We start from the raw sequence: 16,980 nt of genomic DNA on the forward strand, positions 1-16,980 counted from the left end.
GTCCGCTCCTTGAGAACTCAACAGCGTGCCATAGAAGTCAGTGCCATATTTTGACCCCGTTCCGCGGGTGGTGCTGGTGTCGGGCCTGGATGGTCTGGTGCTGGTGTTGTCTGTGGGGGTTTGTAAGGTTCCTTTGGCATTTGATGGACGATCTACGGATCTGTGTCCATATTTTGTCGGGGTTTCTCCCATCGAGGGAGTTTTAGAGCATCGATGGAGAGTTTGATCCTGGCTCAGGACGAACGCTGGCGGCGTGCTTAACACATGCAAGTCGAGCGGACCTTCGGGTCAGCGGCGAACGGGTGAGTAACACGTGGGCAACCTGCCCCAGGCTCTGGAATAACTCCGGGAAACCGGGGCTAATGCCGGATATTCACACCTTCGGGCATCTGGTGGTGTGGAAAGATTTATTGGCTTGGGATGGGCCCGCGGCCTATCAGCTTGTTGGTGGGGTAGTGGCCCACCAAGGCGACGACGGGTAGCCGGCCTGAGAGGGCGATCGGCCACACTGGGACTGAGACACGGCCCAGACTCCTACGGGAGGCAGCAGTGGGGAATATTGCGCAATGGGCGAAAGCCTGACGCAGCGACGCCGCGTGAGGGATGACGGCCTTCGGGTTGTAAACCTCTTTCAGCAGGGACGAAGCGCAAGTGACGGTACCTGCAGAAGAAGCACCGGCCAACTACGTGCCAGCAGCCGCGGTAATACGTAGGGTGCAAGCGTTGTCCGGAATTATTGGGCGTAAAGAGCTCGTAGGCGGCCTGTCGCGTCGGCTGTGAAAACCCGGGGCTCAACCCCGGGCCTGCAGTCGATACGGGCAGGCTAGAGTCCGGTAGGGGAGACTGGAATTCCTGGTGTAGCGGTGAAATGCGCAGATATCAGGAGGAACACCGGTGGCGAAGGCGGGTCTCTGGGCCGGAACTGACGCTAAGGAGCGAAAGCGTGGGGAGCGAACAGGATTAGATACCCTGGTAGTCCACGCCGTAAACGTTGGGCGCTAGGTGTGGGGGACCTTCCACGGCCTCCGTGCCGCAGCTAACGCATTAAGCGCCCCGCCTGGGGAGTACGGCCGCAAGGCTAAAACTCAAAGGAATTGACGGGGGCCCGCACAAGCGGCGGAGCATGTGGCTTAATTCGATGCAACGCGAAGAACCTTACCAGGGCTTGACATGCGGGGAAATCCATCAGAGATGGTGGGTCCTTAGGGGTCCCGTACAGGTGGTGCATGGCTGTCGTCAGCTCGTGTCGTGAGATGTTGGGTTAAGTCCCGCAACGAGCGCAACCCTTGTCCTATGTTGCCAGCGAGTTATGTCGGGGACTCATAGGAGACTGCCGGGGTCAACTCGGAGGAAGGTGGGGACGACGTCAAGTCATCATGCCCCTTACGTCCTGGGCTGCACACATGCTACAATGGCCGGTACAATGGGCTGCGATACCGCGAGGTGGAGCGAATCCCAAAAAGCCGGTCTCAGTTCGGATCGGGGTCTGCAACTCGACCCCGTGAAGTCGGAGTCGCTAGTAATCGCAGATCAGCATTGCTGCGGTGAATACGTTCCCGGGCCTTGTACACACCGCCCGTCACGTCATGAAAGTCGGTAACACCCGAAGCCGGTGGCCTAACCCTTGTGGAGGGAGCCGTCGAAGGTGGGACCGGCGATTAGGACGAAGTCGTAACAAGGTAGCCGTACCGGAAGGTGCGGCTGGATCACCTCCTTTCTAAGGAGCATCCCGTGGTTTGTCCGCGGGGCCGGTTCCTGGCTGTGCATGCCGGGCTGGTTAGCTCAGTGGCGTGGAATGCTGACTTCAGAGGCCGTCCTGCGGCCAGGTGGTGGCTAGTACTCCCTGTCCTTCGGGGTGGGGGTGGAACGTGCCGGCTGGTGGGGAGGCGGTTTCGTGTGGTGCGCTGTTGGGTCCTGAGGGAGCGGAAATCGTTTCTTCGGTGGCCATCGACCCCCGGGTCCTTCCTCTTGTGGGGGGGGTTCGGGGGTTGGCTGCGGTACGGACCAGTCCTTCCAGACATCGGCCCCGGGTGGGGTGGCGGTCTGGGTGTGGGGTTGGGGTCGTCCGTTCTTTGAGAACTGCACAGTGGACGCGAGCATCTTTGTGGCCAAGTTATTAAGGGCGCACGGTGGATGCCTTGGCACCAGGAGCCGATGAAGGACGTGGGAGGCTGCGATATGCCTCGGGGAGCTGTCAACCGAGCTGTGATCCGAGGATTTCCGAATGGGGGAACCCGGCAGGATGCTAAGTCCTGTCACCCGCACCTGAACTCATAGGGTGTGTGGAGGGAACGCGGGGAAGTGAAACATCTCATTACCCGCAGGAAGAGAAAACAACCGTGATTCCGTGAGTAGTGGTGAGCGAAAACGGATCTAGGCTAAACCTGTTTCGTGTGATAGCCGGCAGGCGTTGCGGAACAGGGGTCGTGGGACGGCTCGGATGGTTCTGCCGAACTGTCAGGGAGTTATAAAGCGTCGTGTTAGTCGAAGACCATGCGAATGGGTCGCCGTAGCGGGTAACAGCCCCGTAGACGAAAACATGGCGCCTCCCGAGTTGTATCCCAAGTAGCACGGAGCCCGTGAAATTCCGTGTGAATCTGGCGGGACCACCCGCTAAGCCTAAATACTCCCTGGTGACCGATAGCGGACTAGTACCGTGAGGGAAAGGTGAAAAGTACCCCGGGAGGGGAGTGAAATAGTACCTGAAACCGTGTGCCTACAATCCGTCGGAGCTGGGCTTCGGTCTGGTGACGGCGTGCCTTTTGAAGAATGAGCCTGCGAGTTTGCGGTGTGTGGCGAGGTTAACCCGTGTGGGGTAGCCGTAGCGAAAGCGAGTCCTAACAGGGCGTTTCAGTCGCATGTCTAAGACCCGAAGCCGGGTGATCTACCCATGGCCAGGTTGAAGCGCGGGTAAGACCGTGTGGAGGACCGAACCCACCAGTGTTGAAAAACTGGGGGATGAGCTGTGGGTAGGGGTGAAAGGCCAATCAAACCCGGTGATAGCTGGTTCTCCCCGAAATGCATTTAGGTGCAGCGTCGTGTGTTTCTTGCCGGAGGTAGAGCACTGGATGGGCTAGGGGGCCTACAAGCTTACTGAACTCAGCCAAACTCCGAATGCCGGTAAGTGAAGCGCGGCAGTGAGACTGCGGGCGATAAGGTTCGTAGTCGAGAGGGAAACAGCCCAGATCGCCAGCTAAGGCCCCTAAGCGTACGCTAAGTGGAAAAGGATGTGGAGTCGCACAGACAACCAGGAGGTTGGCTTAGAAGCAGCCATCCTTGAAAGAGTGCGTAATAGCTCACTGGTCAAGTGATTCCGCGCCGATAATGTAGCGGGGCTCAAGCGTACCGCCGAAGCTGCGGCACTCACATGTTTGCCTAACTGTCTCCTTTGGGGGTGGTTCAGGTGTGTGGGTGGGTAGGGGAGCGTCGTGTGGCGTGTGAAGCGGCGGGGTGACCCAGCCGTGGATGCCACGCGAGTGAGAATGCAGGCATGAGTAGCGAATGACGGGTGAGAATCCCGTCCGCCGGATGACCAAGGGTTCCTGGGGCAGGTTCGTCCGCCCAGGGTGAGTCGGGGCCTAAGGCGAGGCCGACAGGCGTAGTCGATGGATAACGGGTTGATATTCCCGTACCGGCGCTGGTGCGCCAGTACCGAACCCTGCTGTACTAACCTTCTGTCGTGGTGGCCTTCGGGTTGCCTCGGTGGTGGGGATCTTGGTGGGTAGTAGGTAAGCGATGGGGTGACGCAGGAGGGTAGTCCATCCCGGGCGGTGGTTGTCCCGGGGTAAGCGTGTAGGACGTCAGGTAGGCAAATCCGCCTGGCATGTGTCTGAGACGTGATGCCGAGCCGATTGTGGCGAAGTGGATGATCCCATGCTGTCGAGAAAAGCCTCTAGCGAGTGCCAGGGCCGCCCGTACCCGAAACCGACACAGGTGGTCAGGTAGAGAATACCGAGGCGATCGAGTGAACTGTGGTTAAGGAACTCGGCAAAATGCCCCCGTAACTTCGGGAGAAGGGGGGCCACTACCGGTGATGACACATGCTGTCTGAGCTGGTGGGGGCCGCAGAGACCAGGGGAAAGCGACTGTTTACTAAAAACACAGCTCCGTGCGAAGCCGTAAGGCGATGTATACGGAGTGACGCCTGCCCGGTGCTGGAACGTTAAGGGGACGGGTTAGCTCTTCGGGGCGAGGCTCAGAACTTAAGCGCCAGTAAACGGCGGTGGTAACTATAACCATCCTAAGGTAGCGAAATTCCTTGTCGGGTAAGTTCCGACCTGCACGAATGGCGTAACGACTTTCCTGCTGTCTCGACCACAGACTCGGCGAAATTGCACTACGAGTAAAGATGCTCGTTACGCGCGGCAGGACGGAAAGACCCCGGGACCTTTACTGCAGCTTGATATTGGTGTTCGGTCCGGCTTGTGTAGGATAGGTGGGAGACTGTGAACCTGAGACGCCAGTTTCAGGGGAGTCACTGTTGAAATACCACTCTGGTCGTGCTGGATGTCTAACCTGGGTCCGTGATCCGGATCAGGGACAGTGTCAGGTGGGTAGTTTAACTGGGGCGGTTGCCTCCTAAAGAGTAACGGAGGCGCCCAAAGGTTCCCTCAGCCTGGTTGGCAATCAGGTGTCGAGTGCAAGTGCACAAGGGAGCTTGACTGTGAGACCGACGGGTCGAGCAGGTGCGAAAGCAGGGACTAGTGATCCGGCGGTGGCTTGTGGAAGCGCCGTCGCTCAACGGATAAAAGGTACCCCGGGGATAACAGGCTGATCTTGCCCAAGAGTCCATATCGACGGCAAGGTTTGGCACCTCGATGTCGGCTCGTCGCATCCTGGGGCTGGAGTAGGTCCCAAGGGTTGGGCTGTTCGCCCATTAAAGCGGTACGCGAGCTGGGTTTAGAACGTCGTGAGACAGTTCGGTCCCTATCCGCCGCGCGCGTAGGAGTCTTGAGAAGGGCTGTCCCTAGTACGAGAGGACCGGGACGGACGAACCTCTGGTGTGCCAGTTGTCCCGCCAGGGGCATGGCTGGTTGGCTACGTTCGGAAGGGATAACCGCTGAAAGCATCTAAGCGGGAAGCTCGCTTCGAGATGAGGTCTCCCACAGGGTTAACCTGGTAAGGCCCCCGAGAGATGATCGGGTTGATAGGCCAGATGTGGAAGCACAGCAATGTGTGGAGCTGACTGGTACTAATAGGCCGAGGGCTTGTCCTACAAAGATGCTACGCGTCCACTGTGCGGTTCCCGAGGAACGGCAGACCACCCCCCACTCGCCGTGGGGGGAGTGGTGTCGATAACTCGATAGTGTTTCGGTGGTTTTGGCGGAGAGGGTACGCCCGGTCCCATTCCGAACCCGGAAGCTAAGTTCTCCAGCGCCGATGGTACTGCTCGGGAGGCCGGGTGGGAGAGTAGGTCACCGCCGAACAATCATTGACGGAAGGCCCGTCGTCCCCCAGAGAACACTCTGGCCGTGGACGACGGGCCTTCCGCATATCCACCCTTCTACCCAACTGGCGGGTCGACAGGTCGCGGCGTCCCAGGTGCCATCGGCGGAGGTCGACCGGCCAGCGACCAGCCCGTCGGCCGCGAGCCCCCAGACGAGTTCCGGCTCTAGCGGGGGTCAGCCGATGGGTGGCCAGGTAGCGGCGTGCCAGGTGCCGTCGGCGGAGGTCGACTGGCCGGCGACCAGCCCGTCGGCCGCGAGTCCCGTCGGATCGACGGCGAGGCCCCCGAGAGTCCCGAGCACGACGATCCGGCCGTCGTGCCACAGGTAGCCGCCCGGTGAGGCGGTCGGACCCGTCAGGGCGGACACGAGAACGTCGCCGCGGTCATCGATGTCGACGACGAGGTCGGCGTCGGCGATTCCGAGCCGGGTGGGCTTGGCGTCCGCCGTCGCGGACCACACGACGACGTCGCGGGAGGAGCCAGACGGGTCCGCGACCACTCCGGCGACCTGGCCGGAATGGTTGATTCTCACCGGTCCAACGCCGTCGGCGCCCGCGGCGAGCGCGGTCATGGTGCCGGACTGCCAGCGGAACGCCGGTCGGAAGATGGGATGGGCGCCGGACGGGGAGTCCTGGTCGTCCAGCACCAGCCCGGCGATCTGGCCCGCGTCGTTGATTCCCGTGACCACGGGATGCGTCGTGGGCCCCGTGTCGAATGTCGTCAGCCTGCCCTGGTCCCAGAGAAAGCCATGCGGGCTCGTCCCGGAGTCCTCGAACGCCAGTCCCACGACCTGCCCGGCCTCGTTCAGATAGAGGTTGTGCTCGTTGAGGTCGGGGTCCACGCCGAGATCGACGGTCGTGGTCCCGTCGGTCAGGTAGGCCCGGGCGGTCGTCGCGCGGTCGGTCCCCTGGGCGGTGCCGGGCCGGCTGGCCACGGCGACGGCGGTGACCTGGCCGCGGTCGTTGAGGTCCTCGGGGATGACCTGGTCGCCGTGTACCGGCAGGACCGTGCTGTGCCCGTCCTGCCAGCGCACCAGGCTCGGGGGCTGATGCCCGGCCGGATCCGCCACGATCCCGACGACCTGGCCGGCGTTGTTCAGCAGGCTCGGCTCGATCGGCGCGCCGTCGTGCGTCAGCGGGATCGGCCGGGCACCGTGGGCCAGGTAGTAGAACTCGGCACCGGCCGGGCCGGCGCGTCCGACCACCATGGCACCGCTGTCGTTGACGGCGCTCACGGACATGACCGTGGCGAGATCCGGCGCCGCCGCGACAGCCGGCCGCACCGCCGGTGTGGCCTGGCTCGGTGACGTGGCTGGTGGTGGCGTCGTGGTATCCGTGTCCGCGCCGCAGGCCGCCAGGACCACGACGGCCACCAGTGCCGGGAGCGCCAACGCGACGCGTGGCCCGCCGGACGCGCATTCCCATTCGGTTCGAGCGGGACGGCCCCGCGGTCCAGGAACGGTCGCCATGGGCATTGCCTGACCTCTCGCGCGGCCGGACTCGCGTCGACGTCCCGGTCCCACCTCCGCCTCGGGAACTGTCGGGCCATGCTCAGCCCGCCAGGTCGAGGGCCGGTACGGCCGCCGGCAATCGCGGTCACGGCGTCGAGCCCGGTGGCCACATTGTGCCCGGCGGGCGGCGCGGGCGGCGCGGGCGGCGCGGATCTGTGTCGGGTGACGGCGGGTGTCCCGCGGCAGGGCCGAACCCGCACGAGAATCGCGCGAGAATCGCACCGGTCCGCGGGACGGCCCCGGTCACGCGATGGTGACGACCACCTTGCCCCGGGTGTGGCCGCCTTCGACGTGGCGCAGGGCTTCCGCGGCGTCAGGGAGCGCGTAGGTACGGTCGAGTACCGGAGCGAGCTTCCCGGCCTCGATGAGCTCGGTGAGAGCCTCCAGGTCGGCTCGTCGAGGTTTCCAGATGAACGGTCGGATCCGCTGGCGGACGACCGTGTTGAGCGCGAACCCGCGCGGAAAGTTCGTGACGGCGCCGAACACCTTGCCGGGTTTCCCACCGCTGTTGATGACGAGCGTTCCCGTCGGCGTCAGCACGCGCCGCAGCCGACGCAGCGGCCGGTTGCCGACGTTGTCCAGGATGGCGTCGTAGCGTTCGGGCTGGTCGAGGAAGTCCTCGGCGGTGTAGTCGATGGCACGTACGGCTCCCAGGGAGCGCACCAGCTCGGCGTTGCGGCCGCTGCACACGCCGGTGATCTCCGCGCCGAGCGCGGCCGCGATCTGGACCGCGAACGTGCCGATGCCGCCCGCGGCGCCGTTGACGAGCAGGCGCTGCCCGGCCCGCAGCCGGGCGATGTCGCGGACCGCCTGCAGGGCCGTCAGGGCGGCCAGCGGGACGGCGGCCGCCTCCTCGAAGGTGAGGCCCGCGGGCTTGGGCACGAGTGCCTCGCGTGGCGCGGCCAGCGCATACTCGGCGAGCGCGCCGGCGCACAGACCGAGCACCTCGTCACCGGGCCGCAGGTCGCGCACGTTCGCCCCCACCACCTCGACGACTCCGGCCGCGTCGATCCCGGGAACCCGGGACTTCGGCCGTCGCAGGCCCGTGCCGCCCATCAGACGCGCGAAGTACGGGTCGCCCCGCAGCATGTGCCAGTCGTAGGGGTTGAGCGCCGCGGCACGTACCCGTACCAGCACGTCGTCGGGGCCAACCCTCGGCACGTCGACATCGGCGAGCCGCAGGACCTCGGGCGCGCCGAACCGTTCCTGGACGATCGCCTTCACCGGCCGGCTCCGGCGACGGACACCCGGCGCGTGGCGGCCCCGTCCGGGCGGGCGCGCAGGGCCACCGACCCGCCGAGCATGACGGTGCTGATCAGGGACTGGGCGACCCACCACCCGCCGACCTGGTGGTGTTGCCAGGCAGGGCACAGCGCGCAGAGCGCGACCAGGCCGGCGCCTCCGTAGGTGGCCGGGCCAAGTCCCCAGCGCCGTCCGGCCAGGAGGGCGGTGACCGCGACCGCGAGCAGCCCCAGGGAGACGGCGGCGGCGACGTCGGCCCAGGCCGGCTGCGTCGGCGGCCGTGCCTCCGGACCTGGCTGGATCGCCGCGATCACCGCGAACCCGGCCACCAGCGCCGCGCCCCACAGCCGTGTCCGAACGGTCGTCGCGCTGGCTTCGCGCGCCACCGGACGCCGCGGCACCGACTCGGCCGTGTACCAAGGCTCGGCCGCTCGTCCCGGTTCGGCCAGTCGCTCGGCTCCGGCTGGCCGCTCGACGGCGTGGTGCGTCTCGTGCGCCCTCGCCATGGGCTCGGTCTGGATCTCCTCGGTCCATGTGGCGGGCCGGGCGTCCATCCGCGGGTCGCGGCGTGTTGCCTGGAATGGCAGCGTCACCACGTTCGTTCGTAGCCTTGCCGCTGTCGGCCCTGTCATTGGTGTCCGCCTCCTGCACTTGGCTGGCTGTGCCCTCCTATGACCGTCCTCTGTCGACGTCGAGCCATCGTTGAAGATCTGTTGAGCTACGGTTGAAGGGGCCAGCTCGTTGGCGGGCGGAAGACTCGGTGGGCACCGCGTCGGCGAGCACTGCGTACGCCACGACGGTGCGGCGCACATGAAGGAGCGGTGAGCACGGTGACGGCCCAGGCCCACGAAGGCCAGCCTGATGCGCGGGTCCACCTGCTCGGCGGGGTCCGCGCCGTGACCGGCCGAGGCGAGCCGGTGGCGGTCGGGCCGCCGATGTGCCAGACGCTGCTCGCGGCGCTCGCTCTCTCGGCCGGGACGGCGGTACCGGTGTCCCGGCTGGTCGACCTGATGTGGGGCGCGGACCGCCCGCGTACCGCCGAGAGGACCCTGCACTCCTACATCACCCGCCTGCGCCAGGCGCTCGGCGCCGGGACGATCGCGACCGTCGGCGCGGCCTACCGTCTCGACCTGCCGGCTGACGCCGTCGACGCGCTCCGCTTCCAGCGGCACGCCGACGCCGGTGACGCCGCCGCGGCGCTCGCGGAGTGGACGGGCCCGCCGCTCGCCGGCCTGCACGTCGCCCCCGGGCTGGCCGCGGTCCTGGACGGGTTGGAGGAACGCTGGCTCGCGACCGTGGAGCAGGAGCTCGCGGGCCGCGTCGAGACGGACCCGGTGGCGTCGGTCGGGCGACTGACCGAGCTGACCGCCGGCCACCCCACCCGTGAGGGGCTCTGGGCGCTGCTGATGACGGCGCTGTACCGCGCCGGCCGGCAGACCGACGCGCTCGCCGCCTACCGGACCGCCCGCCGCCACCTGGTCGAGCACCTCGGTGTCGAGCCGGGCCCGAGGCTGCGCGAGCTCGAGGCGATGATCCTCGGCCAGGACGACCGGCTGATCGCGCGCGGGTCCCCCGGGGGGCCACGCCTTCCGGCCGAGGACGGCCGCCCCGGGAACCTCCCGCTTCGGCTCGGTCGGCTGATCGGCCGTGACCAGGACCTCGAGACCGTCCGCCTGGCCCTGTCCGCCTGGCCGGTGGTCACGCTGATCGGGCCGGGAGGCATCGGCAAGACGAGGCTGGCGGTCGCCGCGGCCAGCCGGGAGGACGATGAGGACGGTGTCTGGCTCGTCGACCTGGTCGAGGTCGGTTCGTCCGTCGACGTGCCGCGTGCCGTCGCCGGAACCCTTGGCGTCAAGGAGAAGGCCGGGCGAGAGCTGACAGAGGCCATCGTCTCGGCCCTGCGCCCGCGCCGGGCCCTGGTCGTCCTGGACAACTGCGAGCACGTCCTCGACGGCGCCGCGGCCCTCGCCCAGGCCCTCGCCGACGGCTGCCCGGGCACGCGGGTGCTCGCGACGTCACGGGAGCGCCTCGGCCTGCGCGACGGCCACGAGAAGATCGTCCCCGTCGGCCCGCTCGAACCCGACGGCCCTGGCGTCGAACTGTTCCGGGAACGCGCGGCCTCGCTCTCACCGGGCTTCGGCCCGGCGGCCACCGACGGTGTGGTCACCGCGATCTGCCGGCGTCTGGAGGGAGTTCCGCTCGCCATCGAGCTCGCCGCCGCCCGGACGACGACGCTCGCCCCGACGGAGCTGCTGAACCGGCTCGACGACCAGCTTCGACTCCTCGTCGCCGTCGGCGGCGGTGGGCGTGCCAGCGCCCGCCGGCACCGCGCGATGCGGGCGACCGTCCAGTGGTCGTACGACCTGCTCGCCCCGGCCGAGCGGCTGTTGCTGCGCCGCCTGGCCATCTTCGTCGGCACGTTCGACCTGGCCGCGGCCGAGGCCGTCGCCGCCGACCCCGAGACGGCGCGGACCGTGACGGCCGACCCCGGGACGGCGGAGCGCCTAACGGCCGGCCCAGCCCCGGCCGAGGAACTGCTGGCCGGCCTGGTCGCCCGTTCGATGGTCGTGGCCGAGCCGGGTGTGGCTGGCCGGCGTTTCCGGTTCCTCGAGCCGATCCGCCAGTTCGCGGCCGAGAAACTGGCCGAGGCCGGCGAGACCGACCTGATGGCCGCGCGTCACGCCGCCTGGTGCGCCGAGCGGGTGGGCGTCATCCACCGGCTGCTGACCGGTCGCGGCGAGGCGGCGGGCACCACGCACCTGGACGACCTCTGGCCGAACCTGCGGGCGGCGTTCGACTGGGCCGGCGGCCGTGCGGACCGTCATCTCGCGCACGCGCTCGTCCGCCCCCTCGTCACCGAGATCCCGCGCCGCAACCGGGCGGAGCTGGGGGACTGGGTCGAACGTCTGCTTGCCATGACCCCGTCGCACGACGCCGACCTCGTCGCCTTCGGACTGACCTGGGCCGGCCAGCGCCACAAGCTCGCCCAGGACCCGGTCGCGTTCGAGCGCCTGGTCGCCCGGTACGGCCCGGGAGGCACCGGCGCCGCACCCGGCGTCTCCGCTGACGTCGACGCCGCTGACGTCGACCGCGCTGACCGCGCCGTCGTCGTCGCCGACGGGTTCGTCGACGTCGCCGTGCGGCACGCGCTGGCGTCCGTGCACCAGGACTTCCGCGTGCTCGGGGAGCTTGCCCCGGTGGTGATCGCCCGGCTCCGGGCCCGCGGCGAGGACGACCTCGCCGAACACTTCGAGCTCGACGTCGGCGCGTCGATGATCTTCGGCGGCCGGTTCGAGGACGGTGACGCGTTCGTCGACGCGCTCGCGAAGCGCTACGGCGCCGACGGTCCACCGACGCTCCTGAACATGGCGCTCGTGCTGCTCGGCTACTCCGCCCTGCTCCAGCGCAAGCAGGAACGCGCCGAGGCGCTGCTCGCCGCGGCCATCGCCGTCGAGGTGCCGGAACGCACCCACTCACCGAACCGGTGCGTGGAAGCCCGCGCCTACTTCCGCCGCGGCGAGACGGCCCGGGCCTTCGCGATCCTGCGCGCTCACATCGACGAGCTGCTCGACACCGGCAACATGCAGGGCATCTGCGTCACGGCCGTCGAGTTCGTCAACATGATGGTCCAGGCCGACCGCGTGGCCGACGCCGACCGCGTCCTGCGCCATCTCGACCGCACCGCGCCTTACTGGGCCACCCTGGTCGCCGACGCCCGCCACACCATCGCCACCACCCTCCGGGCGGCCCCATCCCGGGCCCACCTGCCCACGCCCGACCTCGACGACCACCAGGCCCTCGAGTACATGCGCTCGGTCCTCACCGAGCTCGCCCCGGCCGCCCGGGGATGACGGAACGGTCCGACGTCCGGCCCGGCCGTCGGCCTGGCAGGTCCGGTCAGGTGGCCTGGCGGACCTTGGCATAGTGGCGGGCGGCTCGGGCCCGGTTGCCGCAACCGGCCGAGCAGTAGTCCCGCCGCGGCGCGCCGTGGACGAAGTAGAGCACGCAGCCCGGGCCCTGACAGGCCCGTACCTCGTCGCGGGCGGGTCCGCCGAACAGTGCCACCGCCTCGTCGGCCAGCGCGGTGAGCACGAACGCGACGGATGGGCCCGCGCAGCTGGCCACGACCCGGGGCTCGGGGTCTACGCGCAGCTCGCGCCACCACGGGGTTCGTCGGGCGAGCCGGTTGAGGGCCGCGACCGCGTCAGGATCAGGCTCGCGGCCGTTCGCCGCCGCGTCCGCCAGCGACCGGACCGTGTCGCGTAGCTCGCGGGCTGTCCGAAGGTCGTCCTCGCCGATGCCGACCAGGTCCTCGTCGGCCAGGACGACCGGGAGCCGTGGACGGATCGCGCGCAGCCAGCCGACCAGGTCCGGCACCGTCCGCAGGCCGTCGCGTGGACGGCCCCGCACGGCGAAGGTCGTGTTGCCCAGCTCGATCACCGGCGGCTCGCCGAGCATCGGAGCGCCGCCGGGCGCGGGACTGGCCTGTTCCATCAATCTAACGCTACCCCCGGGTTGACACCGTTAGAAAACTGGGTCATCTTCTAACGGTGGTAGCACGGCGGTGCCGTGAGAACGGTCGATCAACGCGTCGGAGGTATACATGGGCAACCCTGGGCCGCAGACCGGCCACGTCGGTCTGAACGTGACCGACCTGACCCGCTCGACCGCCTTCTACCAGCGGGTTCTCGGGCTCGAGCGGATGGGCGGGCAGGCCGACGGCGACCGCAGGTTCGCGTTCCTCGGCCGGGACGGCACGCTCGTCCTCACCTTGTGGCAGCAGAGCGAGGGGGCGTTTCCGACGGGGCTGCCCGGGCTGCACCACCTGTCCTTCCAGGTCGCCGACCTCGACTCGGTCCGCGAGGCGGAGGCGGTGCTGCGCGAGATCGGCGCCCGGCCCTTCCATGACGGCGTCGTCGCGCATGGCGAGGGCGCCTCCTCCGGCGGGGTCTTCTTCGCCGACCCCGACGGCATCCGGCTGGAGATCTTCGCGCCGGTCGGTGTCGAGGCCGCGCCCGTGCCCACCCAGGGTGCGCCGACCTGCGGCTTCTTCTAACAGCGGCGAACCAACCCGACCAGGCGGAAGGAGCCGGTCATGCTCCACTCGGGCGAACGCGCGGTCCAGGCACGCGTGGGCCTGCCCCCCGACCCGCGCGGATCGGCCGTCGTCGGCGCCACCATCCCGACGGTGGCCGCGGACTTCCTCGGGCAGCAACGGATGCTCCTGCTCGGAGCCGCTGACGAGGCAGGCGCCGTCTGGGTCAGCCTGCTTACCGGCACGGCCGGTTTCGTCGCGGCGGTGGACGAGGAGACCATCGTCGTCGACGCCCTGCCCGCGGCCGGGGATCCGCTCGTGGGCGCCTTCGCCACCGAGCGGGACGTGGGCCTGCTCGCCCTCGACCCGGCAACCCGCAGACGGATGCGGGTCAACGGGAAGGCCCGCCGGGACGGAGGCCGGCTGATGGTCCACACGGAGCAGGTCTACGCGAACTGTCCGAAGTACATCCAGCTCCGTCACCTCGCGCGGGACGACGTCGCGGCGCCGCGCGGGCCCGTCTCGGTGAGCCCCGCGCTCACCGCCAGCCAGCGGCGCTGGCTCGCCGAGGCCGACACGTTCTTCGTCGCGACCCGGGTCGCCGGCCTGGGCGCGGACACCTCACACCGGGGCGGGAACCCGGGCTTCGTCACGGTCGCCGACGACCGGAGGCTGACCTGGCCCGACTACCGCGGCAACTCGATGTACATGACGCTGGGCAACCTGGACCTCGATCAGCGCTGCGGCCTGCTCTTCCTCGACTGGAACCACGGCCACACCCTGCACCTCACCGGCCGCGCCCGGGTCGACTGGGACCCCGTGCGGGCCGCGGCGGTGCCCGGCGCGCAGCGTCTCGTCGACTTCGAGGTGGAACGGGTCGTCGAGATCGCCGCGGCCAGCCCGCAGCGCTGGTCGTTCGACGGCTACTTCCGGCTCAACCCTGCCTAGCGGTCGGAGGTGAGGTGCGCCCCAGCCCAAGCCCGGTCAGGTGATCCGGGCGCGGTCACGCCAGAGGGCGAGAACGGAGCGGTCGCCGACGACCTCGATCCGGTCGGTGTCCCGGCGGTTCCACAGGAACAGGTAGAGATCGGAGGCGGCGCCACGGATCGTGCACTCGGCGTCGGCACCGGCGTCAGCGGTGGGGGAGGTGGCGTCGACGGGCTGGCGGCTCACCTCGCGCGTGTCGGGCCCGATCCGGATCGTCCAGCCCGCGTCGGCGTCCGTGCAGCGCACCGCCAGCGCGACGGGCCGGGGCGAGACCAGTCCCCGGTGCCGCCGGGCGTAGAACCCGGCCAGCAGCTCGTCGATCCCGTCCGCCCCGAAGCCCGGCGGTACGGACGGCCCGTCTACCGGCTCGGCGCCCGCGGCACCCTCCGCGCCCGCCCGCCTGGCGGTTGCGAGCGCCAGCTCGGCGTCGACCCGGTGCACGGCCGTCTCGTGGGCCTGCCGGCGCGCCCAGAAAGCCAGCGGTGACGGCGCTGCCGGCCACAGCGTCCAGCAGGACAGGCCGGGGCCGGCGCCGTCGAGCGCGTCGACGAGCGCCCCGTGCCCATAGCGGAACCAGCCCAGCAGGGCGTCGTCCGGCTCGGCCCGCATGCCGTCCCCCTCGATGTGGGCGGGTGACGGGTTGCCGGTGCGCAGGTAGGACGTCGCCCAGCGGTGGACGCGGCCGGTGTGGGCCAGCAGGTCGCGCACCCGCCAGCCTGGCGCCGGGGGCACCTCGGCGTCGAGCCCGGCGGCGGACGCCGCGGCGGCCATCCGGTCGCCCTCCCGGCTCAGCGCGTGGATGTGTTCGCTGATCCGCACCTCGTGCTCCCTCCCGCCCTCTCGCCGCCCTTCCAGACGAGCCACCGTGTGACCTGGCCGTGCCGGCACTGGCGAGATCAGCCGCTGATCGTGGGGATCTCGGCGCGGCGGCTGGCCAGCCGGGCGGCGGCCCGCGAGACCGCGGCGGTCGCGAAGGCGCGGATCACCGGGTGGACCCGGGCGGCGTCGGCGGCCAGCTCCGGCTGGAAAAGGGTCGCGAGGAAGAACGGGTGGTCGGCGAGCTCCAGGACGCGCACCTCGCCGTCGTCGTCGATACCGGTGAAACGCAGGCCGCCGGCGCGCAGCCGGTCGAGATAGTCGTCCGAGACGCCGTAGGAGCAGTAGTAGCGCTCCGTGCTGCGCTCCACGCCGAGCACCCACTCGGCCAGCGAGCCGCGCTCGATCCGCACGCCGCCCTCATGCCCCCGCAGCGAGCAGGCCAGCGGCACGATGACCAGGTCGGCGGCGTCCGGCGTCACCTCGGCGTGGGCTACGTGGCCGAGGCCGCAGACGTTGCGGGCGAACTCCAGCACCGCGTGCTGGAAGCCGCCGCAGGTGGCGAGGAACGGCACGCGGGCCTCGCGGGCGAAGCGGACCGCCTCGACGGCGCCCGCCTCGCTCGCGTACGGGCTGCCCGGCACCAACCAGATCGCGTCGAAGCCGTCGAGCGTGCCGGGACGCTCCGTGTCGGTGGTCGGGACCCAGTAGGCGTCGAAGGCGAGCCCGTCACGGGCGCGCAGCTGGCGGATGATCGTCGGGATGCGGCCGTGCGCGGCGACGTCGGCCGAGCGGTCACCGACGAGGGCGACGCGGGCCGAGGCGGCGACGACGGCCTGAGTGGCGGCCGGGGTGGCGGCCAGAACGACGGTCGGGGCGACGGTCGGGGCGACGGTCGGGGCGGCGGAGGTCATGTATCGATCGTGGCCAGCTGTCTGATTCAGGTCCAACGATAATTGTTGGTATATGGATAAGGAACGCTGATACTGGCGGCACGGGCGGACGGGACGGAGGAGTGGCATGGACCTGACGCTGCTGCGGACGTTCACCGCGGTGGCGCGCGCCGGCTCGTTCTCCGCGGCGGCGCGTGAGCTCGGCTACACCCAGAGCGCGATCTCCCAGCAGATCGCCGCGCTCGAGGCCTCGCTCGGCGGCATCCCGCTGCTGACCCGCCGGCCCGTTGCCCCCACCGGTGCCGGCGCCCGCCTGCTCGAGCACGCCGAGCCGCTGCTGCTGCGAGCCTCCGCCGCCCGGGCGGACGTCCTACGGGCCGCGGGCGGCCCGCCGGACCATCTGCGGGTCGCGGCCTGCCCGCTGGCCATGCCGCGGCTCGCGGCCGCCTTCGGCGAGATCACCGCGACGATGCCGCGCCTCGACATCACGATCTCGGTCGCCGCCCGCGACGACGTCGCGACCGAGGTCGCCCGCGGCGCCTGCGAGCTCGGCCTCGCGGTCGGCCTCGCCGTCCTCGGCGACCCGCTGCGGCTGCCCGACGTCGGCCCGCTGCGGTCGGCGCTGACCGGCACCGAGCCGGTCAGCGTCATCCTGCCCGCCGACCATCCGCTCGCCGGCCGCCCCGGCCTGCGCCTGGCGGACCTGGCCGACGCCCGCTGGTTGGACGCTCCCGCGGCGGCCACCCCCGCCGACGACGTGCGCCGCGCCGCCAGTGCCGAGAACCTGCTGCACTGCGCGCGCTACACCGGCACGGACCTGGCCGGGCTCGCCGCGCTGGTGGCCGCCGGCGCAGGCCTCACCCTCCTGCCCGCCTGGGCCGTCTCCGGCCACCCGGGCCTCGCCGCCGTCCCGGTCACCGCGCCTCAGCTCGTCTACCGCACCGAGCTCCTCTCCGGGGTCACCGTCGACAACGGCCCCGCGGGCCGCGCGCTGGCCACCCTCCTCGGCGGCTGACGCCCGGTCCGCTCTCTCCGACGCGCCCGGTCGGGC

The 16,980-nt window shown here is 69.4% G+C and carries 10 protein-coding genes and 3 rRNA genes; 7 read left to right on the plus strand and 6 right to left on the minus strand.

Going from position 1 to position 16,980, the window contains the following annotated elements; translation table 11 throughout:
- Nucleotides 1–210: 210 nt before the first annotated feature.
- The 3 genes from QOZ89_RS22285 to rrf all read left to right on the plus strand — a co-directional run bounded on the left by QOZ89_RS22285 (nt 211) and on the right by rrf (nt 5,426).
- Nucleotides 211–1,717, plus strand: a 16S ribosomal RNA gene (locus tag QOZ89_RS22285).
- 389 nt (nt 1,718–2,106) lie between these two features.
- Nucleotides 2,107–5,215, plus strand: a 23S ribosomal RNA gene (locus QOZ89_RS22290).
- A 94-nt stretch (nt 5,216–5,309) separates the two neighbouring features.
- Nucleotides 5,310–5,426: ribosomal RNA gene (rrf, locus tag QOZ89_RS22295) — 5S ribosomal RNA — on the plus strand.
- The 16S, 23S and 5S rRNA genes sit together here, the layout of an rRNA operon.
- 195 nt (nt 5,427–5,621) lie before the next feature.
- Here the strand turns inward: rrf and QOZ89_RS22300 are convergent.
- The 3 genes from QOZ89_RS22300 to QOZ89_RS22310 form a co-directional block, all read right to left on the minus strand.
- Nucleotides 5,622–6,920 (minus strand): hypothetical protein, encoded by a 1,299-nt coding sequence (locus tag QOZ89_RS22300; RefSeq protein WP_312624973.1) that lies wholly within the window; start codon nt 6,918–6,920, stop codon nt 5,622–5,624.
- Nucleotides 6,921–7,199: 279 nt separating this feature from the next.
- Nucleotides 7,200–8,180 (minus strand): NAD(P)-dependent alcohol dehydrogenase, encoded by a 981-nt coding sequence (locus tag QOZ89_RS22305; RefSeq protein WP_312624975.1) that lies wholly within the window; start codon nt 8,178–8,180, stop codon nt 7,200–7,202.
- Nucleotides 8,177–8,791, minus strand: coding sequence for a hypothetical protein (locus QOZ89_RS22310; RefSeq protein WP_312624976.1), 615 nt, complete (start codon nt 8,789–8,791; stop codon nt 8,177–8,179). Before QOZ89_RS22310 ends, QOZ89_RS22305 begins: the two co-directional genes overlap by 4 nt.
- 228 nt (nt 8,792–9,019) lie before the next feature.
- Here QOZ89_RS22310 and QOZ89_RS22315 point away from each other — a divergent pair, with 228 nt between their 5' ends.
- On the plus strand, nt 9,020–12,049 hold the full coding sequence (locus QOZ89_RS22315; RefSeq protein WP_312624978.1) for an AfsR/SARP family transcriptional regulator: 3,030 nt from the start codon (nt 9,020–9,022) through the stop codon (nt 12,047–12,049).
- Between the two features lie 46 nt (nt 12,050–12,095).
- On the opposite strand, the gene QOZ89_RS22320 is transcribed toward QOZ89_RS22315, so the two are convergent.
- Entirely contained in the window at nt 12,096–12,692 is a 597-nt protein-coding gene (locus tag QOZ89_RS22320) for a CGNR zinc finger domain-containing protein (protein WP_116271702.1), read from the minus strand.
- A gap of 109 nt (nt 12,693–12,801) precedes the next feature.
- Between QOZ89_RS22320 and QOZ89_RS22325 the strand changes: the two genes are divergently transcribed.
- Together QOZ89_RS22325 and QOZ89_RS22330 are read left to right on the plus strand one after the other, a co-directional pair.
- On the plus strand, nt 12,802–13,254 hold the full coding sequence (locus QOZ89_RS22325) for a VOC family protein (RefSeq protein ID WP_071051549.1): 453 nt from the start codon (nt 12,802–12,804) through the stop codon (nt 13,252–13,254).
- A gap of 39 nt (nt 13,255–13,293) precedes the next feature.
- Complete coding sequence (locus QOZ89_RS22330) at nt 13,294–14,181, plus strand: pyridoxamine 5'-phosphate oxidase family protein (protein WP_071051550.1); 888 nt, start codon at nt 13,294–13,296, stop codon at nt 14,179–14,181.
- A gap of 36 nt (nt 14,182–14,217) precedes the next feature.
- On the opposite strand, the gene QOZ89_RS22335 is transcribed toward QOZ89_RS22330, so the two are convergent.
- The gene (locus QOZ89_RS22335; protein ID WP_312624985.1) at nt 14,218–15,039 is read right to left on the minus strand and encodes a maleylpyruvate isomerase family mycothiol-dependent enzyme; all 822 of its coding nucleotides are present in this window, start codon (nt 15,037–15,039) and stop codon (nt 14,218–14,220) included.
- A gap of 77 nt (nt 15,040–15,116) precedes the next feature.
- Entirely contained in the window at nt 15,117–15,950 is an 834-nt protein-coding gene (locus tag QOZ89_RS22340) for a CTP synthase C-terminal region-related (seleno)protein (RefSeq protein WP_312624986.1), read from the minus strand.
- Nucleotides 15,951–16,056: 106 nt separating this feature from the next.
- Here QOZ89_RS22340 and QOZ89_RS22345 point away from each other — a divergent pair, with 106 nt between their 5' ends.
- Complete coding sequence (locus tag QOZ89_RS22345; RefSeq protein ID WP_071051552.1) at nt 16,057–16,944, plus strand: LysR family transcriptional regulator; 888 nt, start codon at nt 16,057–16,059, stop codon at nt 16,942–16,944.
- Nucleotides 16,945–16,980 lie beyond the last annotated feature (36 nt).

Origin of the sequence: Pseudofrankia coriaricola, from assembly GCF_032027725.1 — a bacterium.
In the GTDB taxonomy this organism is placed as follows: Bacteria; Actinomycetota; Actinomycetes; order Frankiales; family Frankiaceae; genus Pseudofrankia.